This is a genomic window from Spirillospora sp. NPDC048911, from assembly GCF_043198015.1.
Taxonomy (GTDB): domain Bacteria; phylum Actinomycetota; class Actinomycetes; order Streptosporangiales; family Streptosporangiaceae; genus Spirillospora.
Window position 1 is genome coordinate 826,292 of record NZ_JBICUD010000002.1, and the last position, 26,156, is coordinate 852,447.

At 70.3% G+C, this 26,156-nt stretch carries 24 protein-coding genes; 13 read left to right on the forward strand and 11 right to left on the reverse strand.

Annotated features, from left to right (window positions below):
- Window positions 1–313: 313 nt before the first annotated feature.
- The 5 genes from ppdK to ACGFNU_RS11075 all read left to right on the forward strand — a co-directional run bounded on the left by ppdK (window position 314) and on the right by ACGFNU_RS11075 (window position 7,059).
- Window positions 314–2,992: a pyruvate, phosphate dikinase gene (gene ppdK / locus ACGFNU_RS11055; protein WP_392592335.1), complete on the forward strand. Its 2,679-nt coding sequence runs from the start codon at window positions 314–316 to the stop codon at window positions 2,990–2,992.
- Window positions 2,993–3,117: 125 nt separating this feature from the next.
- The gene (locus ACGFNU_RS11060; protein ID WP_392592337.1) at window positions 3,118–3,870 is read left to right on the forward strand and encodes a YdcF family protein; all 753 of its coding nucleotides are present in this window, start codon (window positions 3,118–3,120) and stop codon (window positions 3,868–3,870) included.
- A 55-nt stretch (window positions 3,871–3,925) separates the two neighbouring features.
- Window positions 3,926–5,182, forward strand: a complete 1,257-nt coding sequence (locus ACGFNU_RS11065; RefSeq protein ID WP_392592339.1) for a deoxyguanosinetriphosphate triphosphohydrolase — start codon at window positions 3,926–3,928, stop codon at window positions 5,180–5,182.
- A 123-nt stretch (window positions 5,183–5,305) separates the two neighbouring features.
- Window positions 5,306–6,529, forward strand: a complete 1,224-nt coding sequence (locus tag ACGFNU_RS11070; protein ID WP_392592341.1) for an NAD(P)/FAD-dependent oxidoreductase — start codon at window positions 5,306–5,308, stop codon at window positions 6,527–6,529.
- A gap of 107 nt (window positions 6,530–6,636) precedes the next feature.
- A complete protein-coding gene (locus ACGFNU_RS11075) occupies window positions 6,637–7,059 on the forward strand; it encodes a GtrA family protein (protein ID WP_392592343.1) in 423 nt (140 codons plus the stop codon).
- A 137-nt stretch (window positions 7,060–7,196) separates the two neighbouring features.
- On the opposite strand, the gene ACGFNU_RS11080 is transcribed toward ACGFNU_RS11075, so the two are convergent.
- A complete protein-coding gene (locus ACGFNU_RS11080) occupies window positions 7,197–8,627 on the reverse strand; it encodes an LVIVD repeat-containing protein (RefSeq protein ID WP_392592345.1) in 1,431 nt (476 codons plus the stop codon).
- Window positions 8,628–8,808: 181 nt separating this feature from the next.
- Here ACGFNU_RS11080 and ACGFNU_RS11085 point away from each other — a divergent pair, with 181 nt between their 5' ends.
- Complete coding sequence (locus tag ACGFNU_RS11085) at window positions 8,809–9,477, forward strand: DUF305 domain-containing protein (RefSeq protein ID WP_392592347.1); 669 nt, start codon at window positions 8,809–8,811, stop codon at window positions 9,475–9,477.
- A gap of 36 nt (window positions 9,478–9,513) precedes the next feature.
- Here the strand turns inward: ACGFNU_RS11085 and ACGFNU_RS11090 are convergent, their stop codons facing one another.
- Window positions 9,514–10,809 (reverse strand): alpha/beta fold hydrolase, encoded by a 1,296-nt coding sequence (locus ACGFNU_RS11090; protein ID WP_392592349.1) that lies wholly within the window; start codon window positions 10,807–10,809, stop codon window positions 9,514–9,516.
- Between the two features lie 146 nt (window positions 10,810–10,955).
- Between ACGFNU_RS11090 and ACGFNU_RS11095 the strand changes: the two genes are divergently transcribed.
- The gene (locus ACGFNU_RS11095) at window positions 10,956–11,690 is read left to right on the forward strand and encodes a DUF4389 domain-containing protein (RefSeq protein WP_392592351.1); all 735 of its coding nucleotides are present in this window, start codon (window positions 10,956–10,958) and stop codon (window positions 11,688–11,690) included.
- A 64-nt stretch (window positions 11,691–11,754) separates the two neighbouring features.
- Here ACGFNU_RS11095 and ACGFNU_RS11100 read toward each other — a convergent pair whose 3' ends face one another.
- Window positions 11,755–12,627, reverse strand: coding sequence for an LLM class F420-dependent oxidoreductase (locus ACGFNU_RS11100; RefSeq protein ID WP_392592353.1), 873 nt, complete (start codon window positions 12,625–12,627; stop codon window positions 11,755–11,757).
- 164 nt (window positions 12,628–12,791) lie between these two features.
- Between ACGFNU_RS11100 and ACGFNU_RS11105 the strand changes: the two genes are divergently transcribed.
- Window positions 12,792–13,382, forward strand: a complete 591-nt coding sequence (locus ACGFNU_RS11105) for a hypothetical protein (RefSeq protein WP_392592355.1) — start codon at window positions 12,792–12,794, stop codon at window positions 13,380–13,382.
- A 94-nt stretch (window positions 13,383–13,476) separates the two neighbouring features.
- Window positions 13,477–13,836, forward strand: coding sequence for a MerR family transcriptional regulator (locus tag ACGFNU_RS11110; protein WP_392592357.1), 360 nt, complete (start codon window positions 13,477–13,479; stop codon window positions 13,834–13,836).
- Window positions 13,837–13,904: 68 nt separating this feature from the next.
- On the opposite strand, the gene ACGFNU_RS11115 is transcribed toward ACGFNU_RS11110, so the two are convergent.
- Window positions 13,905–15,158, reverse strand: coding sequence for an ABC transporter ATP-binding protein (locus tag ACGFNU_RS11115; RefSeq protein ID WP_392592359.1), 1,254 nt, complete (start codon window positions 15,156–15,158; stop codon window positions 13,905–13,907).
- 132 nt (window positions 15,159–15,290) lie between these two features.
- Here ACGFNU_RS11115 and ACGFNU_RS11120 point away from each other — a divergent pair, with 132 nt between their 5' ends.
- Entirely contained in the window at window positions 15,291–16,004 is a 714-nt protein-coding gene (locus ACGFNU_RS11120) for a class I SAM-dependent methyltransferase (protein WP_392592361.1), read from the forward strand.
- Here the strand turns inward: ACGFNU_RS11120 and ACGFNU_RS11125 are convergent.
- From ACGFNU_RS11125 to ACGFNU_RS11150, 6 genes are read right to left on the reverse strand one after another with little or no spacing between them, the layout of a single operon-like run.
- Entirely contained in the window at window positions 15,929–16,702 is a 774-nt protein-coding gene (locus tag ACGFNU_RS11125; protein ID WP_392592363.1) for an urease accessory protein UreD, read from the reverse strand. The two genes, ACGFNU_RS11120 and ACGFNU_RS11125, sit on opposite strands and share 76 nt — an antisense overlap.
- Window positions 16,699–17,388, reverse strand: a complete 690-nt coding sequence (gene ureG / locus ACGFNU_RS11130; protein ID WP_392592365.1) for an urease accessory protein UreG — start codon at window positions 17,386–17,388, stop codon at window positions 16,699–16,701. The genes ACGFNU_RS11125 and ureG overlap by 4 nt, the downstream gene beginning before the upstream one ends.
- A gap of 22 nt (window positions 17,389–17,410) precedes the next feature.
- Complete coding sequence (locus ACGFNU_RS11135; protein WP_392592367.1) at window positions 17,411–18,079, reverse strand: urease accessory protein UreF; 669 nt, start codon at window positions 18,077–18,079, stop codon at window positions 17,411–17,413.
- Window positions 18,079–19,821 carry an urease subunit alpha gene (locus ACGFNU_RS11140; protein WP_392592369.1) on the reverse strand — a complete coding sequence of 581 codons (1,743 nt, stop codon included), beginning with the start codon at window positions 19,819–19,821 and terminating at the stop codon, window positions 18,079–18,081. Before ACGFNU_RS11140 ends, ACGFNU_RS11135 begins: the two co-directional genes overlap by 1 nt.
- Window positions 19,814–20,125: an urease subunit beta gene (locus ACGFNU_RS11145; RefSeq protein ID WP_392593499.1), complete on the reverse strand. Its 312-nt coding sequence runs from the start codon at window positions 20,123–20,125 to the stop codon at window positions 19,814–19,816. The genes ACGFNU_RS11140 and ACGFNU_RS11145 overlap by 8 nt, the downstream gene beginning before the upstream one ends.
- Window positions 20,126–20,130: 5 nt before the next feature.
- Window positions 20,131–20,433, reverse strand: a complete 303-nt coding sequence (locus tag ACGFNU_RS11150; protein WP_392592371.1) for an urease subunit gamma — start codon at window positions 20,431–20,433, stop codon at window positions 20,131–20,133.
- A 216-nt stretch (window positions 20,434–20,649) separates the two neighbouring features.
- Here ACGFNU_RS11150 and ACGFNU_RS11155 point away from each other — a divergent pair, with 216 nt between their 5' ends.
- Window positions 20,650–22,185 carry a M20/M25/M40 family metallo-hydrolase gene (locus tag ACGFNU_RS11155; RefSeq protein WP_392592373.1) on the forward strand — a complete coding sequence of 512 codons (1,536 nt, stop codon included), beginning with the start codon at window positions 20,650–20,652 and terminating at the stop codon, window positions 22,183–22,185.
- A gap of 4 nt (window positions 22,186–22,189) precedes the next feature.
- Here ACGFNU_RS11155 and ACGFNU_RS11160 read toward each other — a convergent pair whose 3' ends face one another.
- Window positions 22,190–22,762 carry a putative glycolipid-binding domain-containing protein gene (locus ACGFNU_RS11160; RefSeq protein ID WP_392592375.1) on the reverse strand — a complete coding sequence of 191 codons (573 nt, stop codon included), beginning with the start codon at window positions 22,760–22,762 and terminating at the stop codon, window positions 22,190–22,192.
- A gap of 124 nt (window positions 22,763–22,886) precedes the next feature.
- On the opposite strand from ACGFNU_RS11160, the gene dnaG reads away from it, so the two are divergent.
- Both dnaG and rpoD read left to right on the forward strand, forming a co-directional pair.
- Complete coding sequence (dnaG, locus tag ACGFNU_RS11165) at window positions 22,887–24,776, forward strand: DNA primase (protein WP_392592377.1); 1,890 nt, start codon at window positions 22,887–22,889, stop codon at window positions 24,774–24,776.
- Between the two features lie 71 nt (window positions 24,777–24,847).
- Window positions 24,848–25,993: an RNA polymerase sigma factor RpoD gene (gene rpoD / locus ACGFNU_RS11170; RefSeq protein WP_392593501.1), complete on the forward strand. Its 1,146-nt coding sequence runs from the start codon at window positions 24,848–24,850 to the stop codon at window positions 25,991–25,993.
- The last annotated feature ends 163 nt before the right edge of the window (window positions 25,994–26,156 follow it).

The following is a 26,156-nucleotide window of genomic DNA, read 5'->3' on the forward strand; positions in this document are numbered from 1 at the left end:
CCTTGATCCATCATTCCCTCTCCATCGCAATGGGTACGCCATGTGTCAGAGCGGTTTCCGACGTGACTTGTCTGGAATGTCCGCATTGGAATAGACCACTAAACTGGTTCTGACCTGCGAAAACAGCGTCCCGCGAGCGGGGCGCCGAGCGGCGGCCGGGTTCGCGGGTACAGTCCCGGCAAACAGGGCATAGGGCTTCCACGGCCAGGCGGATCGCGGCGCAGCGTTCTCCCGACCGGGGAGACCCGGCCGTCCGGGGCGACCCGGGCGCCCCTGTTCGATTGGGTGGAACCGGAGCGTGAAGGAGCTCCTCGTGCCGAAGCTCGTCTATGACTTCACAGAGGGAAACAAGGACCTCAAGGATCTGCTGGGTGGCAAGGGCGCCAACCTGGCCGAGATGACCAATCTCGGCCTGCCAGTGCCGCCTGGGTTCACGATCACGACGGAGGCCTGCAGGTACTACCTCGAGCACGGGACGCTTCCCGACGGCCTCGAGGCCGAGATCGACACCCATCTGACCGCGCTCGAGAGCACGATGGGCAAGCGCCTGGGGCAGGCCGACGACCCGCTTCTCGTCAGCGTACGCTCCGGTGCCAAGTTCAGCATGCCGGGCATGATGGAGACGGTCCTCAACATCGGCCTCAACGACGAGTCGGTCCACGGCCTCGCCGCCCAGGCGGGAGACGAGAGGTTCGCCTGGGACTCCTACCGGCGCCTGATCCAGATGTTCGGCAAGACCGTGCTGGACATCGACGGCGACCTCTTCGAGGAGGCGCTGGAGGCGGCCAAGGAGCGCAAGGGCACCCAGGACGACGTCGACCTCGACGCGGACGACTTCCGCGGCCTGGTCGAGACGTTCAAGGGCATCGTGCGCGAGCACGCCGGCCGGGACTTCCCGACCGACCCGCGCGAGCAGATGAACCTGGCCACGATGGCCGTGTTCGACTCGTGGAACGCCGACCGCGCGATCCTCTACCGCCGCCAGGAGCGCATCCCGGTCGACCTCGGCACCGCCGTCAACATCTGCTCGATGGTGTTCGGCAACCTGGGCATGGACTCGGGCACCGGCGTGGCGTTCACCCGCGACCCCGCGTCCGGCCAGCAGGGCGTCTACGGTGACTACCTGCAGAACGCGCAGGGCGAGGACGTCGTCGCCGGCATCCGCAACACCGTGCCGCTGGTCGAGCTCGAGAAGATCGACAAGACCTCGTACGCCCAGCTGCTCGAGATCATGGAGACGCTGGAGAACCACTACCGCGACATGTGCGACATCGAGTTCACGATCGAGCGCGGCAAGCTCTGGATGCTCCAGACGCGAGTAGGGAAGCGGACCGCCGCCGCGGCGTTCCGCATCGCCTGCCAGCTGCTCGACCAGGACCTCATCGACGCCGACGAGGCCGCGCGCCGGGTCACCGGCGACCAGCTCGCCCAGCTGATGTTCCCGCGCTTCGACGCGGCCGCCGCCAAGGGGGCCACGAAGCTGACCAAGGGCATGAACGCCTCGCCCGGCGCCGCCGTGGGCAAGGTCGTCTTCACGTCCGAACGGGCCGTCGAGCTCGCCGCGCAGGGCGAGGACGTCATCCTCGTCCGCCGCGAGACCAACCCCGACGACCTGTCCGGCATGGTCGCCGCCCAGGGCGTGCTGACCTCGCGCGGCGGCAAGACCTCGCACGCCGCGGTCGTGGCGCGCGGCATGGGCAAGACCTGCGTCTGCGGCGCCGAGGAGCTCGACGTCGACGTCAAGGCCCGCTCGTTCACCGCGCCGGGCGGCGTGACGGTCGGCGAGGGCGACGTCATCTCGATCGACGGCAGCTCCGGCGAGGTCTTCCTCGGCGAGGTGCCGGTCGAGGACTCGCCGGTCGTGCGCTACTTCGAGGGCGAGCTGCGCGCCTCCGACGGCGACGAGCTCGTCCAGGCCGTCCACCGGGTCATGAAGCACGCGGACGGGCGCGCCCGGCTCAAGGTCCGGGCCAACGCCGACAACCCCGAGGACTCGGCGCGGGCCCGCCGGTTCGGCGCGCAGGGCATCGGCCTCTGCCGGACCGAGCACATGTTCCTGGGCGACCGGCGGCAGCTCGTCGAGAAGCTGATCCTGGCCGAGACGCCGGACGAGCGGCAGGCGGCCCTCGACGCCCTCGAACCGCTGCAGAAGCAGGACTTCGAGGGCATCTTCACGGCGATGGACGGCCTGCCGGTGACGATCCGGCTCATCGACCCGCCGCTGCACGAATTCCTCCCCGACCTCACCGAGCTCTCGGTCAAGGTGGCCCTCGCCGGTGACAACGCGGACCCCCAGGACCGGAGGCTGCTCGAGGCCGTTCACCGGCTGCACGAGCAGAACCCTATGCTTGGACTCCGCGGCGTGCGGCTGGGTTTGGCGATTCCTGGCCTCTTCTCGATGCAGGTGAGGGCGATCGCCGAAGCGGCGGCCGGACGGATCGGGGCCGGCGGCGATCCGCGGCCCGAGATCATGATCCCATTGGTCGGCGCCGTCCAGGAACTGGAGGCCGTGCGCGAGGACGCGCTGCGGATCCTGGCCGAGGTCAAGGAGGCCTCCGGCGTCGACGTGAACGCCCTGATCGGCACGATGATCGAGCTGCCGCGGGCGGCGCTGACGGCCGGGCAGATCGCCGAGGCGGCCGAGTTCTTCTCGTTCGGCACCAACGACCTCACCCAGACCACCTGGGGCTTCTCCCGCGACGACGTCGAGGCGGCGTTCTTCTCCCGCTACCTGGATCTGGGCATCTTCGGCGTCTCGCCATTCGAGACGCTCGACCGCGACGGCGTTGGCCGCTTGGTGAAGATCGCCACCGAGGAGGGCCGCGAGACCCGTCCCGGGCTGAAGCTCGGCATCTGCGGCGAGCACGGCGGCGACCCCGAATCGGTGCACTTCTGCCACGAGGTCGGCCTCGACTACGTGTCCTGCTCCCCCTTCCGCATCCCCGTCGCACGCCTGGAAGCCGGGCGAGCGGCTATCGAAGCCGCTTCTTAGTCCTCGCGATCCGGGGCCCGAGCCGGCCGGTTCGGGCCCTAGATCGTTTTAGTGAGGTTCACGCCACGCCGATGGTTGTGAACTCCACCGGCACGGCGGACCATCTAACTAACGTGTCCGATGCGATGACGTTGGAAGTCGAGTTGCCGAAGACCGAGGCCGAAGATCGCGACGAGATCTCGGAAGACGAGGCCCCCAAGGGGAAGCGGAGGCGCAAGCCCCGGCCGCGCTGGTTCGTTCTGACGATGAGCGTGGTCCTCGGGCTGCTCGCGATCGTGGTGCTCACGCCGCTCACCGTGGGCTGGCGGGTCTGGTACCAGGCACGTCAGGACGAACACCCCAAATCCGACGCGATCATCGTGCTGGGCGCCGCCCAGTACAACGGCGTGCCGTCCCCGACGCTGAAATGGCGGCTGCAGCACGCTCTGGACCTCTACCGGGCCGGGGTGGCGCCGCGCATCGTCACCGTCGGCGGCAAGCAGCCGAACGACAACTTCACCGAGGCCGCGGCCGGCCGCCGCTGGCTGATCGAGAAGGGCGGGATGCCCGCCGACCGGGTGATCGCCGTCGCGGAGGGCCGGGACACGCTGGAGAGCATGAAGGCCGTCGGCCGGGAGTTCACGAAGCGTGATCTGCATTCCGGCGTGATCGTCACCGACCCGTGGCACGGCCTGCGTTCCAAGCGCATGGCCGAGGACAGCGGCATCAAGGCGGCGGCCTCGCCGACGCGCAGCGGCCCGAGCGTGCAGACCCGCGACACCCAGTTCCACTACATCGTCCGCGAGACCGGCGGCTACCTGTCCTACGTCCTGCTCGGCAAGAGCTGGAAGCCGCCGAGCGAGACCATCAAGGGCAGCACCCCGCCCAGCCCGTCCTGACCGTGACGCCTGGATTTCATCGGGACGGCACGGGGCCCGCATACCCTGGTGACCGATGAGGGGTTATTCGGATCATGACCGGAAGCGCTGGGCTCCCGAGGCGGCCAAGCGGCGCGACCGCACGGCGTTCGAGCGCGACCGCGCCCGCGTGCTGCACAGCGCCGCCCTGCGGCGGCTGGCGGCCAAGACACAGGTGGCCTCGCCCGGCTCGGACGCGGCGGCCGACAACGTCCAGAGCCTGCGCACGCGGCTCACGCACTCGCTGGAGTGCGCCCAGGTAGGGCGTGAGCTGGGCAAATCGTTCGGATGCGACCCCGACCTCGTCGAGGCGGCGTGTCTCGCCCACGACATCGGGCACCCGCCGTTCGGCCACAACGGCGAGTCGGCCCTGGACGTGGTCGCCCGCGACTGTGGCGGCTTCGAGGGCAACGCGCAGAGCCTGCGCGTCCTCACCAGGCTGGAGCCGAAGTCGTTCGCGGCGGACGGGCCGCCGCTGCACGGGCGGAGCGTCGGCCTCAACCTGACCCGCGCCGCGCTCGACGCGTCCATGAAGTACCCCTGGCCGCAGTCCGAGGCCGTGAACGGCAAGTTCGGGGTGTACGAGGACGACGCCGACGTGGCCCGCTGGGTCCGCGCGGGCGTCATCGACCGGCAGACCTGCTTCGAGGCGCAGGTGATGGACTGGAGCGACGACGTCGCCTACTCCGTGCACGATCTGGAGGACGCGCTGGTCGCCGGGCACATCGACTTCGCGCGGCTGGCCGACCCGGCTGAGCGGCGCGTGGTGGCCGCCACCGCGATCAAGCTCTACTGCGACGACGCGACCCTGGCCGAGCTGGAGGAACGCTTCGCCGCGCTGATGGCCGAGCCGTACTGGCCAGACCGCTACGACGGCACGCCGCGTTCCCTGGCCGCGCTCAAGAACCTCACCAGCACGTTGATCGGCCGGTTCTGCCTGGCCGCCGAAGACGCCACCCGGGCGCGCTACGGCGACCGGCCGCTGACCCGTTACGCCGCCGACCTGATCGTGCCGCGGGCCCAGCGCCTGGAATGCGCGCTGCTCAAGGGGGTCACGGCGCACTACGTGTGGATCAGCCACGAGCAGCGGCGGGCCCGGCAGCGGGAGCTGCTGATCGAGCTGGCCGATCTGATGGTGAGCGGCGCGCCCGGCACGCTCGACCCGGCGTTCCGCAGCGCCCATCTGGAGGCGGGCGACGACGCGGGGAGGCTGCGCGCGGTCGTCGACCAGATCGCCTCGCTCACCGATGCGTCCGCGATCGCCCGATATCGGCGTCTCGCGGACCGTCCCTGACCGAGCGGGACCGATGGGCGGGAGTGTGCCCCCTTGTCTCCTTGGGAACGCCGCTGTAGGGATAGCAAGAACGACCCGTAGGGATGTCAAGCACGACGCGGTGCCCAGCGACTGGAGGTCGCCATGCCCGAGGAGACGTTCGTCATCGTCGGCGCGAGCCTGGCCGGAGCCAAGGCGGCGGAGACCCTGCGGGAGGAGGGCTTCGCGGGGCGGATCGTGCTCATGGGGGAGGAGATCGAGCGTCCCTACGAGCGGCCTCCCCTGTCCAAGGGCTTCCTGCTCGGCCAGGAGGCCCGGGAGAAGGCGCACGTCCATCCGGCCGACTGGTATGACAAGCACGACGTCGAGCTGCGGCTCGGCATGGCCGCCGCCCGCATCGACCGGGCCGCGAAACAGGTGTGGCCCGCCGGCGGGGAGCCGATCGGCTATGACCGCCTGCTGCTGACCACCGGGGCCTCGCCGCGCCAGCTCGACGTCCCCGGCTCGAAGCTGGAGGGCATCCACTACCTGCGGTCGATGGGCGACTCGGCGAAGCTGCGGGAGGCCATCGCGCACGGCGGGCGCCGTGTCGTGGTGGCCGGGGCGGGCTGGATCGGCCTGGAGACGGCCGCGGCCGCCAGGACGTACCGCAACGACGTGACGGTGATCGAGCCCGAGTCGGCCCCGCTGCACCGCGTCCTGGGCCCGGAGGTCGGTGAGATCTTCGCGGGGCTGCATCGCAAGCACGGGGTCGATCTGCGGCTGGACCAGGGCGTCGCCGGTTTCTGGGGCGCCGGTCAGGTGTCGGCCGTGGTCACCTCGGGCGGTGCCGAGATCCCGGCGGACGTGGTGATCGTGGGCATCGGCGTGCGGCCCAACACGGCGCTGGCGGAGGAGGCCGGGCTGGAGGTGTCCAACGGCATCGTCGTCGACGAGGCGCTGCGCACGTCCGACCCCGACATCTTCGCGGCGGGCGACGTCGCGGCGGCCTACCACCCGCTGCTCGGCAGGCGGATCCGGGTGGAGCACTGGGCGAACGCCCTGGACGGCGGTCCGGCCGCGGCCCGCTCGATGCTGGGCCAGGAGGTCTCCTACGACAAGATCCCGTACTTCTTCAGCGACCAGTACGAGCTGGGCATGGAGATGGCCGGGGCGTTCTCGCCGGGCGAGTACGACGAGGTGGTCTTCCGCGGCGATCTCGACGAGCTGGAGTTCATCGCCTTCTGGCTCGCGGGCGGCAAGGTCGTGGCCGGCATGAACGTCAACGTCTGGGACGTGACCGACGACATCCAGGCGCTGATCCGCGCCGGGCGCCCGGTCGACCGGGACCGCCTCGCCGACGCCAAGATCGCCCTCACCGAGGTCTGACGCGACGTTGATCTCAATTTGGCCTCTGTGGCCAGTACATATATAGCGCTCAGGTAAGGTCTGGGCGAGTGAGCACCATGCAGCGGTCAAGGCCAAGCAAAACGGTCGTGACCGCCACCACACACCGCACGTTCCTTCGTGAGCTGCTGAGCTTCGGGTTCGTGGGGTTCGTCGGCACGGTGATCACCATCGGCGGCGCCAACCTGCTCCGGCACTGGCTGGGCGGCAGCCCGGTCACCAGCGTGGTCGTGCCCACTGTCGCGTCGACCCTGGTCTCCTACCTCGCCAACCGTTTCTGGACGTTCCGGGAGCGCGACAGCGACGGTTCCGGCCGCGAGGTCGTGATCTTCTTCGGGCTGAACGGCATCGGGATGTCGATCCAGGTGCTGATCACCGGCTTCACCTTCTACACGCTGGGCCTGACCGGCGGGATCTCCTACAACATCGCGCTGCTGGCCGGCCTCGGCCTCGGCTCGGCGTTCCGCTACTGGTCGTACCGCAAGTGGGTCTTCACCCCGGCGGCCGTCTGAACCCGTCTGACCCGTCTGACCCGCCTGACCTGCTTGACGCTGGGCGCGGCCCGCCTGACCCGGTGACGCGGAAGGGCCTCCGGCGGTCTCACCGCCGGAGGCCCTTCACAGGTGACGCGTCGTGCCGGACGTCAGGATCAGTCGAAGTAGTCCGGCTGGGTCTGCGCGTTCAGCTCGGGGAGCCACACGCGCTTGCCCTTGTCGGTACGCCTGTCCCTGATGTCGATGACGTCCAGGCCCTTCTGGATGTCGTTCGAGTAGATGAAGCCGTTGTAGTAGTACGCCGACCACGAGCCGCCGAGGACGAGCTTGTCGTCGTACAGCGGGCCGCGCTCGAAGAAGCCGATCTCCTTCGGCTTGCGCGAGTTGGTGAAGTCCCACACCGAGATGCCGCCCTGGTACCAGGCCTGCACCATGATGTCCTTGCCCCTCACCGGGATCAGCGAGCCGTTGTGGGCGACGCAGTTCTCGGTGTCGGCGTTGGCGCGCGGGATCTTGTAGTAGCTGCGGAACTCCAGCTTGCGCTTCTTGCCCTTGCCGACGATGTCGTAGATCGCGTTGGCGCCCTTGAGCTGGCCGATCGTGGCGTTGCACGTGGCGGCCGAGCCACCGCCGAGCTCGTCGGTGAAGACGACCTTGCTGGCCTTGTTGTTGAAGGTCGCCGAGTGCCAGAACGCGAAGTTCGTGTCGTCGCGCACGCTGTGGATCGTGCGCGGCTTCAGCGGGTCGGAGATGTCGAACAGCACGCCGTCGCCCATGCAGGCCCCGGCCATGATGTCCTTGTCCGGGTACGCGGTGAGGTCGTGGCAGCCGCTGGTCGCCCGGGTGCCCTCGGGGTAGGGCAGGTTGTCACCGGGGTTGCCGCCGTCCGGGAAGAGCACCGGCTCGGCCACCAGGGCGGCGGCCGCGGGGTTCTTCAGCGGCACCTTGATGATCGAGATCAGGTCGTGCGGCGGCTTGCAGTCCGGGTAGGTCGCGTCCGGGGAGTACGACGACACGTAGATGTACGCGGTGCCGCGCTTGCCCGGGACCATCGTGTTGGTGTGCGAGCCGCACTTGGTCTCGACGGCCTTGACGTACTTCGGCGCCGCCGGGTCGCTGATGTCGAAGATCTTGATGCCCTCCCACGCGGACTTCTCCGTCGCGGGCTTGGGCGTGCTCTGGCACGAGTCGTCGCTGCGCGACGAGTCGGTGGACAGGAACAGCAGGTTCCCGGCGAGCGAGACGTCGTTCTGGGAACCCGGGCAGTGCACGACCGTGACGACCTTGGGCCTGGCCGGCCTGCTGATGTCGTAGACCGTGAAGCCCTCGTAGTTGCCGCCGAAGGCGTACTTGCCCTTGAACGCCCAGTCGGAGCCGTAGGCCGTCTCCGAGGCCATCGGTCCCTGCTTGGGGATGTTCGCCAGATGGTGCATGTTCGAGCTCTTGGCGATCTGGTCCCGGGGCGGGATGTCGCCCGAGGCCGAGGCCGCGGGAGCGACGAACGCGGTCGAGACCGCGACCACGCAGGCCGCGATGCCGCCGATCACTGTTCTGCGTCGGGTCCTGTGTTTGAGGACTGGCGCCACCCTGACTCCTTCGCGTACTGCCCCCGTTGATATGTCATTGATCATCGGCAGTATGGGTGCTAGCAGGGTGTTTTGACCAGGCCCGTGTGCATCTGTGAGCATCTCGAGATCTAGTTCCCTTTTGCGGTGCGGCCTGGAGCGGATACGGTCCGGCTACCGGGAGCAGCATGGAGGAGCGGTGATGAGACGCCGGATCGCGGTGGTGGCGGTGACGGCGGCGTTGGCCGCCTGTGGCCTGGCGGGATGTTCCGGAGGCGACGACAAGGGGCCGGATGCCGCGCCGAAGGCGACGGTGCTGCAGCCCGGGCGCCCTGGCGAGCCCAACAAGACCGCCGTCCTCGGGCCGTCGCCGGCCACGCCGCCCGCGGACGCGGAGGTCCGGTTCGTCCAGATGATGATCCCGCACCACCAGCAGGCGGTGGAGATGTCGGTGCTGGCGCCCGGGCAGGCGTCCAGCGCCAAGGTGAAGGCGCTGGCCGACCGCATCGACAAGGGCCAGGCGGGCGAGATCTCGGTCATGCAGTCATGGCTGAAGAAGGTCGGCAAGCCCACCACGAGCGGCGGCGGTGGGCACGGCGGCCACGGCGGCAAGCAGAGCCCGCAGGCCTCGCACGCGGGCATGGCGGGCATGGCCACGCCGGCGCAGATGGCGCAGCTGCGGGAGGCGAAGGGCGCCGCGTTCGACAAGCTCTACCTGCAGCTGATGATCACCCATCACCAGGGCGCGCTGACGATGGTCAAGGACGTGCTGTACAAGGGCACCGACGTGGTCGTGCAGGAGATGGCGCGCGACGTCCAATCCACCCAGCTGGCCGAGATCAACCGCATGAAGGACCTGATGGAGGAGTGATCCCGGCGGTCGGCCGCGCGGCCCGCCGGTGAGCGCTCAGGCGGTGCCGCGGATCATGGAGATCAGGCGGTCCGGTACGTGGCGGCCGCCGGCCCGCAGGCCGTCGTGCTCGTACTCGCTGGTCACCCAGGCGCGCAGCCCGCGGATCGTCCCCGCCGTCTCCATCGACAGGCCGTGGTCGACGTACATGTCGTCGTGGTAGACGGCGGCCGCGACCGGGACGTCGTTGCCGCGCAGCCGGGCCGCGTCGTACAGCACGGGCCACGAGCCGCGCTCGGCGAGCAGGTCGGCCGTCTCGCGCAGCGGCCGCAGTGACGGATCGTTCTCGAACATCCAGGGATAGATCATCTCGCCGGTGAACAGCAGCGGCCGCTCGCCGGGGCCGAACTCGGGGAACTCGGCGCGGACGCGCTCGGCGGCCCAGCGTGTCGCGGAGCCCTCTCCCTGCGCGTAGACCGCCTCGTGCAGGAGCGCGTAGAGCGGTGCCGTGGTAAAGCTCAGATGGCGTTCGACCTGGGCGAGGAACGTGTCGGTGAGCTCCGGCCCGCCGGCGCCGGCGGTGTCGTCGAACGCGTCCTCCAGCAGGTAGTGCAGCCGGTGGCCACCGGACCCGGCGCCGAGCATCAGCCCGAGGGACTGGAACGCCTCGACGGTCAGCCGCCCGCCGCCCGGCAGCCGCTCGTCGTGGTCGCGCAGGTGATCGGCGATCCGCGCCACGTGCTCCACGTCGCCGGGATAGCGCTCGAAGTACTCGCGGTTCTTGACGGCCACCCGCGGATAGGTGGCGCGGTACACGTCGTCGGCCGTGGCGTCCAGGCCGGGCAGCCCCCCGGTGATGAACACCTCCCGGAGCCCTTCCGGCGCGAACGACAGGTACGTGGTGGCGCAGAAACCGCCGAAGCTCTGCCCCAGCACGCTCCACGGCGCGTTGCCGATCAGCTCCCGCCGGATCAGCTCGGCGTCCAGCACGATCGAGTCGGCGCGAAAGCAGGCCAGATACCGGGCCTGCGCCGCGGCGTCGCCGATCCGGGCCAGCGACCGCCGGTGGGCGGGTGTCGACCGGCCCGTGCCGCGCTGGTCGAGCAGGAGCACGCGGTAGTCGTCGAGCGCGCGGTCGAGCCAGCTCTCGCGGCCGACCGGGCGGGGCGAGCCGTTGCCCGGGCCGCCCTGCAGGAACAGCAGCCAGGGCAGGTCCGTCCGGTCCGCCTTGCCCGCGGCGGCCACCTCGCGCGCGAACACCTCGATCCGCGGCCCGCCGGGATCGGCGTGGTCGAGCGGGACGGCGAACCGGTGATCGGTCAGGACGGTGCCGGGATGGCGGAAGGAACGCATGATCCGATTCTGCTGGAGCCCCCCGGCGAACGGGCGGAGGCCGGAAGCGGACGCGCGCTGACCGCTGCCGGACGCGGCCGTTCGTGACCCCGTGTGCACGGATGTACGCTCCCGGCACCCTTCTTCAGGATCACAGGGAGACCGCCATGGCGACAGCCTCCGCCCCCACCGCGGGCGGCACCGAGTTCCTGCCCGAGCTGGACATCGACGGCCCCGCCGAACAGGCGCGCTGGACGGTGGCACTGCGGATCATCATGGTGATCCCGCACGTGATCGTGCTGATCTTCCTGAGCATCGCGGCCTTTTTCGTGTCGATCGCCGGCTGGGTCGCGGCGCTGTTCCTGGGCCGCCTCCCGGACGGGATCGCGCGGTTCCTGGAGGGCTATCTCGCCTGGTGGACGCGGGTGACGTCCTACGGCTACCTGCTGCTGGACGACTACCCGCCGTTCGCCATGAACGCGCCGGACTACCCGGTGCGGATCGAGGTGCGGCCGGGACCGCTCAACCGGATCGCGGTGTTCTTCCGGTTCATCCTCGTCATCCCGGCGGCCATCGTCGCCCAGGTCGTCGCCTCCGGCTGGGCGGCCGCGTCGTTCGTCATCTGGCTGGCGGTGCTGATCAGCGGGCACGCGCCGCCGGCGCTCTTCGACGCGACCGCGGCGGTCCAGCGCTACTCGGTGCGCTACAACGCGTACTCGATGCTGCTGACGTCGGCCTACCCCAAGCGGCTGTTCGGCGACGAGGGCCTCGTCGAGCCGCGGGTGTCGCCGACACGGCCGCTGCTGCTCGGCTCGAACGGGCGGGTGCTGCTCATGGTCTTCATCATCCTGGGCGCGCTCAGCCTGATCGGCCAGTACGTCTTCCAGAGCGCCAATATGTGATCTCTCGTCATCGCGACGCGCGGAACAGGGCGACCGGCGAATCCGGCCGCCCGGCTCCGTCCGCTCAGCGACCGGCGGGGGTGATCTTCTCGGCCTGGGTCAGGGCCTGCGCCAGCGTGCCGGCGAGGTCCTGGCCGGTGCCCTGCGAGAAGATCACGTGGTCGACGCCCCGCTCGGCGAGGCGGCCGATCGTGTCGACGGCCTGGTCGACGGAGGGCTTGCCGTCCGCCATGAACGTCAGCGAGGTCTTCTCGATCTCGGCGTAGTCGCGCCCCTCGCGCTCGCAGTGCTCGCGCAGCACGTCGAGCTTGTGGGGCAGCTCGTCGGAGTCGAAGATGTTGCAGGCGTCGGCGTACTTCGCCACGAACCGCAGCGTCTTCTTCTCTCCCGTCCCCCCGATCAGGATCGGCGGGTGCGGGCGGCGGATCGACTGGGGCGAGTTGAGCGGGCGTTCCAGCTGGTAGTGCCCGCCTTCGAACGGCTTCTCGTCGCCCGCCCACATCTGCTTGGCGATCCGCAGGGTCTCCTCCAGCCGTTCGAAGCGCTCGGCCGTCGGCGGGAACGGGATGCCGAGCCCGCGCGACTCCTCGTCGTTCCACGCGGCGCCGACGCCCATCCAGGCCCGGCCGCCCGACAGCACGTCCAGCGTCGTCACGGTCTTCACCAGGACGCTCGGGTGCCGGTAGGTGACCCCGGTGACCATGGTGCCGAGCGTGATCCGCTCGGTGATCCCGGCCGCGTACGCCAGGGCGGAGTAGCCCTCCAGCATCGGCTCCTCGGCGGGGCCGACGACCGAGATCTGGAAGAAGTGGTCCATCACCCAGAGCGAGTGCAGCCCGCCCTGATCGGCCTCGCGGGCGATCCGGCCGAACTCCGGGCCGATCCGTTCCGGGCCTCCGGAGAAGGTGAAACTGGGAATCTGAAGTCCGATGCGCATGGTGTCCACTCTGCTTCCTGGAGTGCACTCCAGGTCAAGCGTCCCTGGAGCATTCCGGTTTCGGGGTCCCCTCTAGGGCCCCGGGGCCCTAGAGGGAAATGATCAACGGTTCGTAGCGTTCGTCCACGGAACGTGATCCCCTCTCGGAGAGGCGAGAATCCCCTATGCGAAAAGTGTCCACCCTGGCCGTGACAGGCGTGCTGGGAACGGGCCTGGCCCTGACCGGGGCCTCGGCCGTCGGCACGGCGTCGGCCGCGCCCGCCGCCGCGACCGCCACGGCGTCGGCCGGGACGGCCAAGGCGTTCGCGTGCAAGCCGCTGCGCCAGAAGACCGTCTTCACCGGCACCAAGACCGCGTGGGTCGGCATCGGCAAGATCTACACGAGCGGTCCCGGCCCCGGCAAGGCCCGCGTCTCGATCAAGGCGGGCGCGACCGCGAAGGGCAGCATCAGCGTCAGCGCGGGCGGCTCGGCCAGCGCGAAGATCAAGAAGATCATCGAGGCCGACTTCGAGGCCAAGGTCGACGTGAACCTGGAGTTCTCGGCGTCGCTGGAGGCGACCGAGACCGCGTCGTTCAGCATCCCGAAGAAGAAGTACCTCAAGATCCGCTACCAGGTGAAGACCAAGCAGGCCAACTGGAAGCGCGTCACCGTCTACGACAACTGCCGCGACAAGGTCACCAGCCGCGGCTTCACCCGGATGATCGTCAAGCCCATCGACGGCGGGTGGCACGTCCGGCGCGTCTCCCGCCGCTAGCCCCCGCAGCTGACCGGGGCCGGGGGCCGCCCCGGCCCCGGTCAGATCTCCGCCGATTGACCTGGAGTGCGCTCCAGGTGGAATGCTGGGGTACGTGAGCTTCTACTCCCCGGGCGAGACCGCCGAGAAGAGCGGCTTCAGCATCGACACCCTCCGCTACTACGAGAAGATCGGCCTCCTGTCGGACATCGCGCGCAACGCGGCCGGGCGGCGGGTGTTCACCGACGACGATCTCGCCTGGCTGCACATGCTGCGCTGCCTGCGCGAGACCGGCATGCCCATCGCGGAGATGTTGCGGTTCTCGGAGCTGCTGCGGGGCGGCGAGGAGACCTTCAAGGAACGGGTCGAGCTGCTGGAGGCCCACGACCGGCGCGTCGAGGAGCAGATCGCCGTGCTGAAGACCCAGCAGGAGCACATCCAGTGGAAGATCGGCTTCTACCGGGACCTCGCCTAGGTCGCCGGCGTCGCCGCCATCGGAAACCGGGCAGGTGTGCTGGATGAGCCGTCCGGAGCCGTTGCGGGTCAGCGGGAGATGGGGTCGATGCGACGGCCCGCGTTGTCGAAGACCAGCAGGCGGTCGAGGGCGACGGCCAGGCGGACGTCGTCGCCGCGGCTGGGACGCGGGCCGGTGGTGATGCGGAAGATGAGGTCGGTGCGCCGGTGATGGCCGGTGCGTTCGGGCTCCGGCTCGGGGGCGGGCGCGGGGCGGCCGAAGAGGGCGCGGATCCGGGACGGCTGGACCGGCGCGGGAGGCTGGACGGGGCGCTGGGTGAACTCGGCGGGGTCGACGGAGGGGATGCCCGCCTCGGCGTAGGCCAGCCATTCGTGGCCGTGGAATTCGAGGGTCCGTACCTGGCCGACGAGCTCCTGGCCGGTGGGCTCGCCGGTCGCCTGGGTGAGGGCGTCGCCGCGGACGCCGATGGTGACGGGGGCGCCGTGATGGCTGATCAGGGCCGTCGCGCGGGGGTCGTTCCAGGGAAGCGTGAGGCGCTGCGGGCCCAGGTCCAGGACCACGCCCTGGTCTTGGACGGCCCAGGCCGTAGCGCGCAGGAGGTTGATGGGGGGTGAGCTGAGGAACGCGGCGACGAAGACCGTGGCGGGGTCGTGGTAGATCTGCTCGGGGGTGCCCACGTCCTCCAGGACGCCTTCGCGGAGGACGGCGATGCGGTCGGCCATCGTCATGGCCTCGACCTGGTCGTGCGTCACGTACACCGTGGTCGCGCCGGTCGCGCGGACGAGGGCGGCGATCTCGACGCGGAGTTCGGCGCGCAGGCCGGCGTCGAGGCTGGACAGCGGCTCGTCCATGAGGAAGAGGGACGGCTCGCGGATCAGGGCGCGGCCCATGGCGACGCGCTGGCGCTGGCCGCCGGACAGGGTGCGCGGGAGCCGGTCGAGCATACTGTCGAGGCCCAGGGCGCGGGCGAGCTCGCGGACCTTGCCGCGGGCGGTCTCGGGATCGTCCTTGGTGATCTCCAGCGGGAACATCATGTTGCCGCGCACGCTGCGGTGCGGGTAGAGCGCACCGTCCTGGAAGACCATGGCCACGTTGCGGTCGCGGGGGGACAGGCCGTTGGCCACGGAGCCGCCGAGCCAGAGGTCGCCCGAGGTGATCTCCTCCAGGCCGGCGATCATGCGCAGCACCGTGGACTTGCCACAGCCGGACGGGCCCAGCAGGACGAACAGCTCACCGTCCTCGATGCGCAGGCGGAGGTCGTGCACCGCGTGCTGGCCACCGGGATAGATCTTGTTCACGCCGTCGAGCACAACGTCCGTCATCGGGGTCCCCCTGTGATGTGACGGGGATGACAACCTGCTGATCCCATCGTGCACGTGCCGGTTTGTCCAGGGGGCGTTTCATGCATGTTCGCCTGGGGTTTCAATGTTGATCTCTCGTGGGAGAGTCGGAGGATGCCTGACAGACCCATTTACGAACCGTTCGCCGCCGAGTATGCCGACCACGCGGCGGACAGCGCCCACAACGCCCTCTACGACCGGCCCGCCGTGCTGGGGCTGGCGGGCGACGTGAGCGGGCTCACCGTGCTGGACGCGGCGTGCGGGCCGGGGCTGTACGCGGCGGAGCTGCGGCGGCGAGGGGCCCGGGTCATCGCGTTCGACCAGAGCCCGACGCTGGTGGGGCTCGCGCGGGAACGGCTCGGCGCGGACGGGGACCTGCGCGTGCACGATCTCGCCGAGCCGCTGCACTGGCTGGGCGACGGCTCGGTCGATCTCGTCGTCCTCGCGCTGGCGCTGCACTACGTGGACGACCGGGTGGGGATGCTGCGGGAATTCCGGCGAGTGCTGCGGCCGGGCGGGGCGGTCGTGATCTCGACCCACCATCCGGTCTCGGACTGGCGGGAGTTCGGCGGCTCGTACTTCACGACCGGCGCGGTCGAGGTGTCGCTGAGCTCGGAGAACGACTGGCCCGTCCGGGTCTGGCGGCGGCCGCTGACGGCGATCTTCGGGGAGTTCCGGGCGGCGGGGTTCCTCGTCGACGAGCTCGTGGAACCTCGGCCGGACGAGGAGATGGCCACGCGCTACCCGGAGGACTACGCCGAGCTGGAGGAGGCCCCCGCGTTCATCGCGTTCCGGCTCGTTCCGGATCCGGCCAGTTCCTCGCCCTGAGCGAGGCGGTGGCGCAGCGTCGCGGAGTTGCCTGCCACGGCCGTGATGAGGACGCCGGGGCCGGCGAGCGGAAGGACGGCCAAGCCGTCCGAGGCGGCGGCGTACGGCTCGCGGGACAGGCCCGGGGCGACGAGGAGAACGCTGCCGACGGCCTTGGCGTCGCCGATCACGGCACGGCTGCCGAAGACCGCCGGGTCGTCGAGGCGCAGCTCGTGGCGGAGGATCGGGACACCGCCGAGGGTCACGTCGAAGCGGCTGGTGTGCTTGCCGGGAAGCTCCAGATGACGCCCGAGGATCAGCTCCTCGTACCAGCGCAGGGTGGCTCCCTCGGCGAGCTCGATGGCGGCCGCCGAGCGATGGTGGCAACCGGCCGCCGCGACGGTCGGCTCCGGCGCGAAGTCGAGATGGCCGCCTGCCGAGACCCTGGCCCTGACGGCCATCCGGGACTCGCCCTTGCCGGGCAGGGCGAGCGTGGTGGCGACGGACCTGACCGCCAGGCGCGCGCCCGGCCCGATCTCCAGGGCGAGCGCGAAGTCGTCGCCGCCCAGCGGGCCGGCGGCGGCACCGACCAGGTAGAGCGCCTCGGCGGTCTCGCGCAGCGCGAGCGGGCCGTCGGAGCGGAGCCTGGTCAGCCGTGTCCGGCCGCCCGTGTCGCGCTCGGCGGACGCGGCGGCGCGGGCCACGTAGCCACGGGTCACGAGACGGCCGTGCGGCCGTGGTGCCGGCCTTCACGCCGGGCCTCGCGCAGGACGGACCGCACCCAGTCCGCCACCTCGGAGGCGGCGGGCCGCTCGCGCAGGGACGTGAACGCGACGGGCCTGCCGTCGCGGACCCGCGCCGAGTCGCGAGCCATCATGTCCAGGTCGCTGCCGACCAGCGGGGCCAGATCGGTCTTGTTGATGACCAGCAGATCGGCCGCCGCCACGCCCAGGCCGCCCTTGCGCGGCACGTCGTCGCCGCCCGCCACGTCCAGCACGAAGATCTGCCGGTCGGCCAGGCCCTTGCTGAAGAGCGCCGTCAGATTGTCGCCGCCGCTCTCCACGATGATGAGGTCCAGGCCGGGGTGGCGCTCCTCCAACGCCTCGACCGCGTCCAGGTTGGCGGAGATGTCGTCGCGGATGGCGGTGTGCGGGCAGCATCCCGTCCGGACGGCCGTGATCCGGTCGTCCGGCAGCACCGCGTCGCGCCGCAGGAAGTCGGCGTCCTCGGTGGTGTAGATGTCGTTGGTCACGACGGCGATCTCCAGCTCGCCGCGCAGCGTGCGGCACAGCGCGGCGGTCAGGGCCGTCTTGCCGCTGCCGACCGGGCCGCCGATGCCCAGGCGGAGGGCGCGGCCGTGCGCGGGCGCGGCGTCGTGCGGGTCGTGAGCGTGGTCGGCTCCCATCGGGCACCTCCTGGGTCGGTCGTCAGGATTCGAAATTGCGCAGGTCAGCGCGCAGGTGGAGTTCCGCGTAGAGATCGAGGACGGGCGCGGACGGGGCCGGAAGCGCCGCCCAACCGTCGCTCGCGCCGGTGGCCTCGGCGGCGATCGCGTCCACGTCGGCGGCGAGCTCGGCCAGCGTCCGGTGCACGGCCAGCGGATCGAGGCCGAGCAGCCGTACGGCGGCGGAAGCGGGCCCGGTGATCGTGCCGTGGGCCGTGATGGTGGCCGCGTCGAGCGGCGTCCCGCCGCCCGCCGCGGCCGCCGCGCCCTGCACGATCGGGTGGTGCGGCTCGCGGACGGCCGTGGCGAGCGTGTCGAGGGCGGGATGCGGCCAGGTCGTCCGGGCGGCCCGGAGCAGGGAGCGGCCCTGGGCGCGGGACGCGTGGCGTTGAGCCGGTGACGGCGTCCGGGCATCGGCCTCGGCGTCCAGCCGTTCCCAGGAGCGGCCGTCGATGAGCGCATGCGCGCAGGCCGCCGCTGCCAGCGCGGCGGCGACGAGGCCGGTCGTCGCGAGCCGTCCGCGCAGGAAATCGGCCAGCCCGGCGACGTCCTCGACCGCGCCGGCCGTGACGGCGGGCTCCAGCCCGCCCGAATGCGCGTGGCCCCCGGCGGGGAGCCGGGAGTCCGCCAGCAGCAGCAACGTCGCCTTCATCAGAAGAGGAAGTAGCGCTGGGCCATAGGAAGCTCAGTGGCTGGGGCAGGCTCCACCTCGTCGCCGTCGATGGAGACGGTGAACGTGTCAGGGTCGACCTCGATGCGGGGCAGCGCGTCGTTCAGAGGCATGTCCGCCTTGGTGAGGCGGCGTGTGTTCTTGATGGGGACGAGGGCGCGGCGTACGCCGATCTGCGAGCCCAGCCCGGCGTCCAGCGCGGCCTGCGACACGAAGTGGACGGAGGCCATGGCGGCGACGGCGGGCACGGCGCCGAACATCGGGCGGGGGAGCACGGGTTGCGGCGTCGGGATCGAGGCGTTGGCGTCGCCCATGGCGGCCCAGGCGATCACGCCGCCCTTGAGCACCACCCGCGGACGCACGCCGAAGAACGCCGGATCCCACAGGACGAGGTCGGCCAGCTTGCCGGGCTCGACGGAGCCGACCTGGTCGTCGAGACCGTGCGCGATCGCCGGGTTGATCGTGTACTTGGCGACGTAGCGGCGGGCCCGCAGGTTGTCGGCCGCGCCGTCGCCGGGAAGGACGCCGCGGCGCTTCTTCATGGCGTGCGCGGTCTGCCAGGTGCGGATGACGGTCTCGCCGATGCGGCCCATGGCCTGGGAGTCCGAGCCGATCATCGAGATGGCGCCGAGGTCGTGCAGGATGTCCTCGGCCGCCATCGTCGTCGGGCGGATCCGCGACTCGGCGAACGCCAGGTCCTCGGGCACCGACGGGTTGAGGTGATGGCAGACCATCAGCATGTCGAGGTGCTCGTCGAGCGTGTTGACGGTGTGCGGGCGCGTCGGATTGGTGGAGGACGGGAGCACGTTCGGCCGCGCGGCGACGGTGATGATGTCCGGAGCGTGCCCGCCGCCCGCGCCCTCGGTGTGGTACGCGTGGATGCCCCGCCCGCCGATGGCGGCGAGGGTCGACTCGACGTACCCGGCCTCGTTCAGGGTGTCGGAGTGCAGCGCGGCCTGGACCCCCGACTCCTCGCAGACGCGCAGGCACGCGTCGATCGCGGCGGGCGTCGTGCCCCAGTCCTCGTGCAGCTTGAAACCGGAGGCCCCGGCGCGGAGCTGCTCCCAGAGCGCCTCCTCGCCGACCGTGTTGCCCTTGCCGAGCAGCGCCACGTTCACCGGCCAGGCGTCGAGCGCCTCCAGCATGCGGTGCAGGTACCAGGCGCCGGTCACGGTCGTGGCCTTGGTGCCTTCGGCGGGTCCGGTGCCGCCGCCGACGAGCGTGGTGACGCCCGCGCCGAGGGCCTCTTCGAGCAGTTGCGGGCAGATCAGGTGGACGTGGGAATCGACCGCGCCCGCGGTGAGGATCTTGCCGTTCCCGGCGAGGACCTCGGTGGACGGGCCGATGACGAGATCGGGATGGACCCCGTCCATCGTGTCGGGGTTGCCCGCCTTGCCGAGCGCCACGATCCGGCCGTCCCGGATCCCGACGTCCGCCTTGACGACGCCCCAGTGATCGAGGACGACCGCGCCGGTGACGACCAGGTCGAGCGCGCCTTCGGCACGCGTCGTGCGGGCCTGGCCCATCGACTCGCGGATCACCTTGCCGCCGCCGAACACCGCCTCGTCGCCCGCGCCCGCCGGGCCGCGGCTGCGGTCCTCGGTCACCTCGATCAGCAGATCGGTGTCGGCGAGCCGCACGCGGTCACCGGCGGTCGGGCCGTAGAGCTCGGCGTAGCGGGCCCGGGACAGCGCCGTGGGCCGGGGCGTCGAGGGATCAGTCATCGAGGGGGCCCGTCCTCTCCAGGCGCAGGCCGGGGACGACGCGATGCCCGGCCAGGGGCACGAGGGAGACCTCGCGGGTCATGCCGGGCTCGAACCGCACCGCCGTGCCGGCGGGCACGTCGAGACGGCGGCCCCAGGCGGCCTCCCGGTCGAAGTCGAGGGCCGGGTTGGCCACGGCGAAGTGGTAGTGCGAGCCGACCTGTACGGGCCGGTCGCCGGTGTTGACCACGGTGACGGCGACGCGCGGGCGGCCGGGGTTGAGCTCGACGGGCTCGGGACCGGGAACGATCTCACCCGGAACGATCCCGCTCATGGGATCGGCCTGTGCACGGTGACGAGCTTGGTGCCGTCGGGGAAGGTCGCCTCCATCTGGACCGAGTCGAGCATCTCCGGGATGCCCTCTATGACGTCGTCCCGCGAGAGCACGGCGCGGCCCGACTCCATGAGCTCGGCCACGGTACGCCCGTCGCGGGCGCCCTCCATGATGTGCACCGCGATGATGGCGGTCGCCTCGGGATGGTTGAGCCGCAGCCCGCGTGCCCGCCGGTCCCGGGCCACCTGCGCGGCGACGTGGATCAGCAGCCGTTCCTGCTCGTGTGGAGTGATCAGCACACTCGCACGCTAACCGCGGTACGAGCGGCGGCGGAACGGCCGGGCCGGGGCTTTAACAGCCATTTCACAACCCTGTGTCGTCCGAAACACGCCCGTCATAGATCGACTTCTCGCGAGGTCGCCGGCCGCGGGGTCTCGACAAACCGGGGCACGAGCGATCAGTGTCTTGTAGCAGATCAACGACTGCCCGTAGGCAGCCGGCCTCAAAGGAGATCCATGTCAGAGCTCCCCCCGACCTCTCCGACTTCGGCCGCACTCACCCGCCGCGCGTTCCTCGGCCGCACCGGTGCCGGGGCCGCCCTCATCGCGGGCGGCCTCGCCATCGGCGGCGGGTCCGCCATCGCCCGCACCGCACCGGCCATCGCTCCCGCCGACCTCGATCCGCTCACCCTGCTGAAGAAGATGCTCGCGTTCGACACGCAGAACTTCGGCGAGGGCGGCGTCACCCGCCCGCACGCCGAGATGCTCAAGGCGATGTGGGACGCGGCCGACGTCAGCGCGGAGATCATTCCGACGCCCAAGAAGGACAACGTCCACCTGGTCGCCCGCGTCCGCGGCACCACCGGCGCTCCGCCCCTGCTGCTCCTCGGCCACTCCGACGTCGTCCCGGTGGAACGTTCGAAATGGACCGTCGACCCGTTCGCGGGCGTCGTCAAGGACGGTGAGATCTACGGCCGCGGCGCGCTGGACATGAAGGGCGCCAACGCCGCGTTCATCACGGCCCTGCTCCGCCACATCAACGAGAAGGGCCGCTTCGACCGCGACATCATCGTTCTCACCGACTGCGACGAGGAGGCCGGCCAGTACGGCTCGCGCTGGCTCGCCGAGAACCACTGGAACAAGATCGACGCGGGCATGGTGCTCACCGAGGGCGGCTGGTTCCTGGCCCAGAAGGACCGCACGACCCCGATGTTCATCACCGTCACCCGCCAGGACAAGGTCTACTTCAACCTCGACCTGGTCGCCGACGGCACCGCGACGCACAGCTCGAAGCCCAACCCCGACTCGGCCATCGCCAAGCTCGCCCGCGCGGTCGCCGAGCTCGACGGCTGGCTGGCCCCGGTGACGCTGACCCCGGTCACCCGCGAGTACTTCGCGGCCCTGGCCCGCGCCACCGACGACCGTCCTTTCAAGCGTGCCATCCAGCTGCTCCTGAACGCCAAGTCCGCTGCTTCGCGCGAACGGGCCGCGGCCCTGGTCGTCAAGCGCAGCTCCTACCCCTGGCTGCACCGCGCCCTCCTCCGCACGACCCACGCCTTCGTGATCGAGGACGCGGGTTACAAGGAGAACGTCATCCCGTCGTCGGCGACCGTCCGCGTCAACTGCCGGGGCGTGCCCGGCGGCCAGCGTCCCCGCGACTTCCTCGCCCAGGTCCGCCGGAAGCTCGCCGACCGCGACGTGCGGGTCAAGCTGATCGGCAACGCCGGCGAGACCGAGGAGGCCGCTCTCAAGCGGCTGGACGAGACGTTCGCCAAGCCCCCGTCCTCCATCGACAGCCCCCTTTTCGCCGCCATCAAGGACGCCGCGGGCAAGACCTACCCCCAGGCCGCCTTCGCCCCGGCCCTCTTCGAAGCGGGCACGAGCCTGGCGCCGTGGACCTCCCGGGGCGTTCCCGGCTACGGCGTCTACCCGTACGTCCTGGACAACGACCAGCTCATCGGCATGCACGGCAACGACGAACGCATCTCCGTGGCCGCGCTGCAGCAGGGCACCGAGTTCATGTACCGCCTCTTCGACCGCTTCAGGGTCTGACGGATCAGGGTCTGACCCTGCGCCCGATCGACGGGTAGTCCTCCACGAGCCCGTCCGCGCCGAAGACGATGTCCTCGGTGAACCCCTCATCCGCGTAGTTGACGACGCCCCGGCGGACGTGCCGATACGTCTGCCGGGCCGGCGTCACCACGAGATCGGGCACCGACACCCACGCCATCAGATGCGTGCCCTCGCCGCCCTCCAGATAGCCGCCCCTGAGCACCGGCATCGTGTTGGTCAGCGGCGACAGCCCGAGGTCGCAGTCCAGGGCGCCGGTCAGGGCCGCGGCGTCTCCGCCGGGCGGCGGCAGCTCCACGTGCCCCTCCGCCTTGGCGGTGACGGTCCACTCGCCCTCCGGCCGGTTGATCAGCTCCAGCGATCGCCGCCAGCCGTCGCCGGACGTCTCGACCAGCAGCCGGGCGGTGATCCATCGCTCGCCCGTGGTCAGCTCGTACTCCAGCCGGTAGGGCAGCGGATCACCGCCGATGGCCGACCCCGTGGCCCGCAACCGGCCCTCCCGGAGCTCGATCTCGGCCAGCTCGGCGCCTTCGGGCTTGACCCAAACGATCGACGTCATCCCCTCACGCTAGCCCCGGCCACCGACATCGAACCCTTTCGGCGCCGGACACGGGCGGTGAGCGGGGGGTACGTGTTCCGGCGTGATGCGCCGGATGTCGTGGGGCGAGATTAGACTCGCCGCCGTGGCAGGCCGGATTCGTAATGAGGACATCGCGCTCGTACGGGAGCGATCACCCATCGCCGAGGTCATCGGCGAGTACCTGCAGTTGCGGAGTGCGGGCGGGGGCAACCTCAAGGGCCTGTGCCCGTTCCACGACGAGAAGTCGCCGTCGTTCAACGTGACGCCCGCCCGCAATCTCTACTTCTGCTTCGGATGCGGCGTCGGCGGCGACGTCATCAAGTTCGTTCAGGAGATGGATCACCTGCCGTTCTCCGAGGCGGTGGAGCGGCTGGCGGCCAAGGCCGGCATCCAGCTGCGGTACGAGGAGGGCGGCTTCACGCCCCGGCAGGACGGCGGGCAGCGGGCCCGGCTGGTCGAGGCGCACAAGGCCGCCGCCGAGTTCTATACCGAGCAGCTCAACGGCGCCGAGGCGATCATCGGGCGCAAGTTCCTGTCGGAGCGGGGGTTCGAGGCCTCGGACGCGGCGCACTTCGGGGTGGGGTTCGCACCCCGGGAGTGGGAGGGGCTGGTCCGGCACCTGCGCGGGCGGGGCTTCGCCGACAAGGAGCTGATCGCGGGCGGGCTGGCCAAGGAGGGCCGGCGCGGGCCGATGGACCGCTTCCGCGGCCGGCTGATGTGGCCGATCCGTGACCTGAGCGGTGACGTGATCGGGTTCGGCGCGCGCAAGCTCTACGAGGACGACGACGGCCCGAAGTACCTCAACACGCCGGAGTCGCCGATCTTCCACAAGAGCTCGGTGCTGTACGGCGCCGACCTGGCCAAGAAGGAGATCGCGCGGCGGCGGCAGGCCGTGGTCGTCGAGGGCTACACCGACGTCATGGCGTGCCATCTGAGCGGGATCCCGACCGCCATCGCCACCTGCGGCACCTCGTTCGGGGACGACCACATCAAGATCCTCCGCCGGCTGCTGATGGACCAGGACGAGTTCCGGGGCGAGGTGATCTTCACCTTCGACGGCGACTCGGCCGGGCAGAAGGCGGCGCTGCGGGCGTTCGCCGACGAGCAGAAGTTCGTGACGCAGACGTTCGTGACCGTGCAGCCGGACGGGCTCGACCCCTGTGACCTGCGCATCCGTCATGGCGACGCGGCCGTGAGGGATCTGGTGGCCTCCCGGCAGCCGCTCTTCGAGTTCGCCGTGCGCAGCGCGATCTCCCAGCACAACCTCGACACCGCCGAGGGGCGGCTGGCCGCGCTCGACGCGGCGGCGCCGGTGGTCGCCAAGATCAAAGACCGGGCGCTGCGGCAGATGTACGCGGTCAGCCTCGACCGGTGGCTCGGCATCATGGACGAGCAGTTCGTGCTGCGGCGGGTCCGCGAGCTGGCGGCACGCGAGCACGGCAAGCGCAACGGGCGGCCCGGCGGGGACGCCGGCCCCGGGGGCGCGGGCGCGACGGCCGAGCGGCCCGCCTACGACCCGAACGATCCCGAGGTGCAGCGTGAGCGGGAGCTTCTGAAGATCGCGGTGCAGCGGCCCGCGCTGCTCGGACCGGTCTTCGACGGGGTGCCGGCCGAGGCGTTCATCGCGCCGCCGCACGCCGCCGTCCGGGAGGTCATCGCTGCGGCTGGTGGGGTCGCTGTGGTGGCAGGGGCGGCCGAATGGGTCGCGCTGCTGCACGAGCACGCGCCGAACGAGCAGCTCAGAGGCCTGATCACGCAGCTCGCGGTGGAGCCGACACGGTCCGCACAGGAATCGGATGACCGTTATGCCATCGAGCTGCTCGCCCGGATCCAGGAACGCCAGCTCACCCGCATGATCGCCGACGTGAAATCTAAACTCGGACGGCTGAATCCGGTCGAGCAGGGTGACGAATACAACAGGCTCTTCGGTGATCTTGTCGCGCTTGAGCAGCAGAGACGGGAGTTGCGCGAGCGCGGGCTTGGGTCACAGTAAGTCAAGAGACCGCAAAATGGGTCTCGTGATCTAGGGTCCGATTGACGCAGACTGTCCCCGTGGGCCCTTCGGTGCTGCCTAGCGAGGCGCCATCGGTTGATCAGGTGGCAGACCTAGTCGCACGTGGCAGAGAACGCGGCGGTGTGACCGTCGATGATGTCGCTGCTGCACTCGATCGCTCCGACTTGCCGGACGATTCACTGGAACGAGTCGTCCGGATGCTCGCAGAGCAGGGGGTAGAGGTTCTCGAGTCTCAACAGGAGACCGAGGACGTCACGCGAGCGGATGAGGGAGACCTCGGCAAGCGGGCGCCGACGAGCGACCTGGTCAGGATTTACCTGAGAGAAATCGGTCGCGTACCGCTTCTCACGGCAGAAGATGAAGTCGAACTAGCGAAATCGATCGAGGCGGGGCTGTTCGCCGAGGAGAAGCTGGCGCACACCGCCATCCTCTCCCGGATGGAACAACTCGACCTCGAACTGCTCGCCCGCGACGGAGTGCGGGCGAAGCAACGCCTGATCGAGGCCAACCTGCGCCTGGTGGTGTCGATCGCCAAACGGTACGTGGGCCGGGGAATGCTCTTCCTCGACCTCATCCAGGAGGGAAATCTCGGACTCATCCGCGCGGTCGAGAAATTCGACTACACAAAGGGATTCAAGTTCTCGACGTACGCCACCTGGTGGATCCGCCAGGCGATCACGAGAGCGATCGCCGACCAGGCCCGGACGATCCGCATTCCGGTGCACATGGTGGAGACCATCAACAAGCTGGTCCGGGTGCAGCGCCAGCTCCACCAGGACCTCGGCCGGGAACCCGCGCCCGAGGAGATCGGCCTGGAGATGGGCCTGTCGCCCGTCCGGGTCGTGGAGATCCAGCGGATAGCCCAAGAGCCGGTGTCCCTGCAGTCGCCCATCGGAGAGGAAGACTCCGACCTGGGTGACTTCATCGAGGACGCGGACGCCGTCGTGCCGATCGAGGCCGCGGCGTTCATCCTGCTTCAGGATCAGCTCGAGGACATCCTGGGGACGTTGTCCGATCGGGAGCAGCGCATCATCCAGCTGCGCTTCGGCCTGACCGACGGCCATCCGCGGACTCTCGAAGAGGTCGGCCGCGAGTTCGGCGTGACACGGGAACGCATCCGCCAGATCGAATCCAAGACCCTGGCCAAGCTGCGTCACCCGTCCCGCGCGCAGATGCTCCGAGAATATCTGGACTGACACCAAGTCCGGACGTCCGAAGTCCGGACTGACACGGCTCTCCGCCGTGATCGCCCGATCGCCACCCCGGTCGTGTGATCACGGCGGAGAGCTGTTTCCGGTCGGCCATGAACAGGCAGGGGCCATGATCCGGCGGGCGCGCGGCTCGCATAGGCTGCCGGCC

Bases quoted from the DNA above. Each gene is read 5' to 3' on its own strand.
- ACGFNU_RS11060 (WP_392592337.1), top strand. From the start codon at position 3,118: ATGACGTTGGAAGTCGAGTTGCCGAAGACCGAGGCCGAAGATCGCGAC.
- ACGFNU_RS11065 (WP_392592339.1), top strand. From the start codon at position 3,926: ATGAGGGGTTATTCGGATCATGACCGGAAGCGCTGGGCTCCCGAGGCG.
- ACGFNU_RS11070 (WP_392592341.1), top strand. From the start codon at position 5,306: ATGCCCGAGGAGACGTTCGTCATCGTCGGCGCGAGCCTGGCCGGAGCC.
- ACGFNU_RS11085 (WP_392592347.1), top strand. From the start codon at position 8,809: ATGAGACGCCGGATCGCGGTGGTGGCGGTGACGGCGGCGTTGGCCGCC.
- ACGFNU_RS11090 (WP_392592349.1), bottom strand. From the start codon at position 10,809: ATGCGTTCCTTCCGCCATCCCGGCACCGTCCTGACCGATCACCGGTTC.
- ACGFNU_RS11095 (WP_392592351.1), top strand. From the start codon at position 10,956: ATGGCGACAGCCTCCGCCCCCACCGCGGGCGGCACCGAGTTCCTGCCC.
- ACGFNU_RS11100 (WP_392592353.1), bottom strand. From the start codon at position 12,627: ATGCGCATCGGACTTCAGATTCCCAGTTTCACCTTCTCCGGAGGCCCG.
- ACGFNU_RS11105 (WP_392592355.1), top strand. From the start codon at position 12,792: ATGCGAAAAGTGTCCACCCTGGCCGTGACAGGCGTGCTGGGAACGGGC.
- ACGFNU_RS11115 (WP_392592359.1), bottom strand. From the start codon at position 15,158: ATGACGGACGTTGTGCTCGACGGCGTGAACAAGATCTATCCCGGTGGC.
- ACGFNU_RS11120 (WP_392592361.1), top strand. From the start codon at position 15,291: ATGCCTGACAGACCCATTTACGAACCGTTCGCCGCCGAGTATGCCGAC.
- ureG (WP_392592365.1), bottom strand. From the start codon at position 17,388: ATGGGAGCCGACCACGCTCACGACCCGCACGACGCCGCGCCCGCGCAC.
- ACGFNU_RS11135 (WP_392592367.1), bottom strand. From the start codon at position 18,079: ATGAAGGCGACGTTGCTGCTGCTGGCGGACTCCCGGCTCCCCGCCGGG.
- ACGFNU_RS11140 (WP_392592369.1), bottom strand. From the start codon at position 19,821: ATGACTGATCCCTCGACGCCCCGGCCCACGGCGCTGTCCCGGGCCCGC.
- ACGFNU_RS11155 (WP_392592373.1), top strand. From the start codon at position 20,650: ATGTCAGAGCTCCCCCCGACCTCTCCGACTTCGGCCGCACTCACCCGC.
- ACGFNU_RS11160 (WP_392592375.1), bottom strand. From the start codon at position 22,762: ATGACGTCGATCGTTTGGGTCAAGCCCGAAGGCGCCGAGCTGGCCGAG.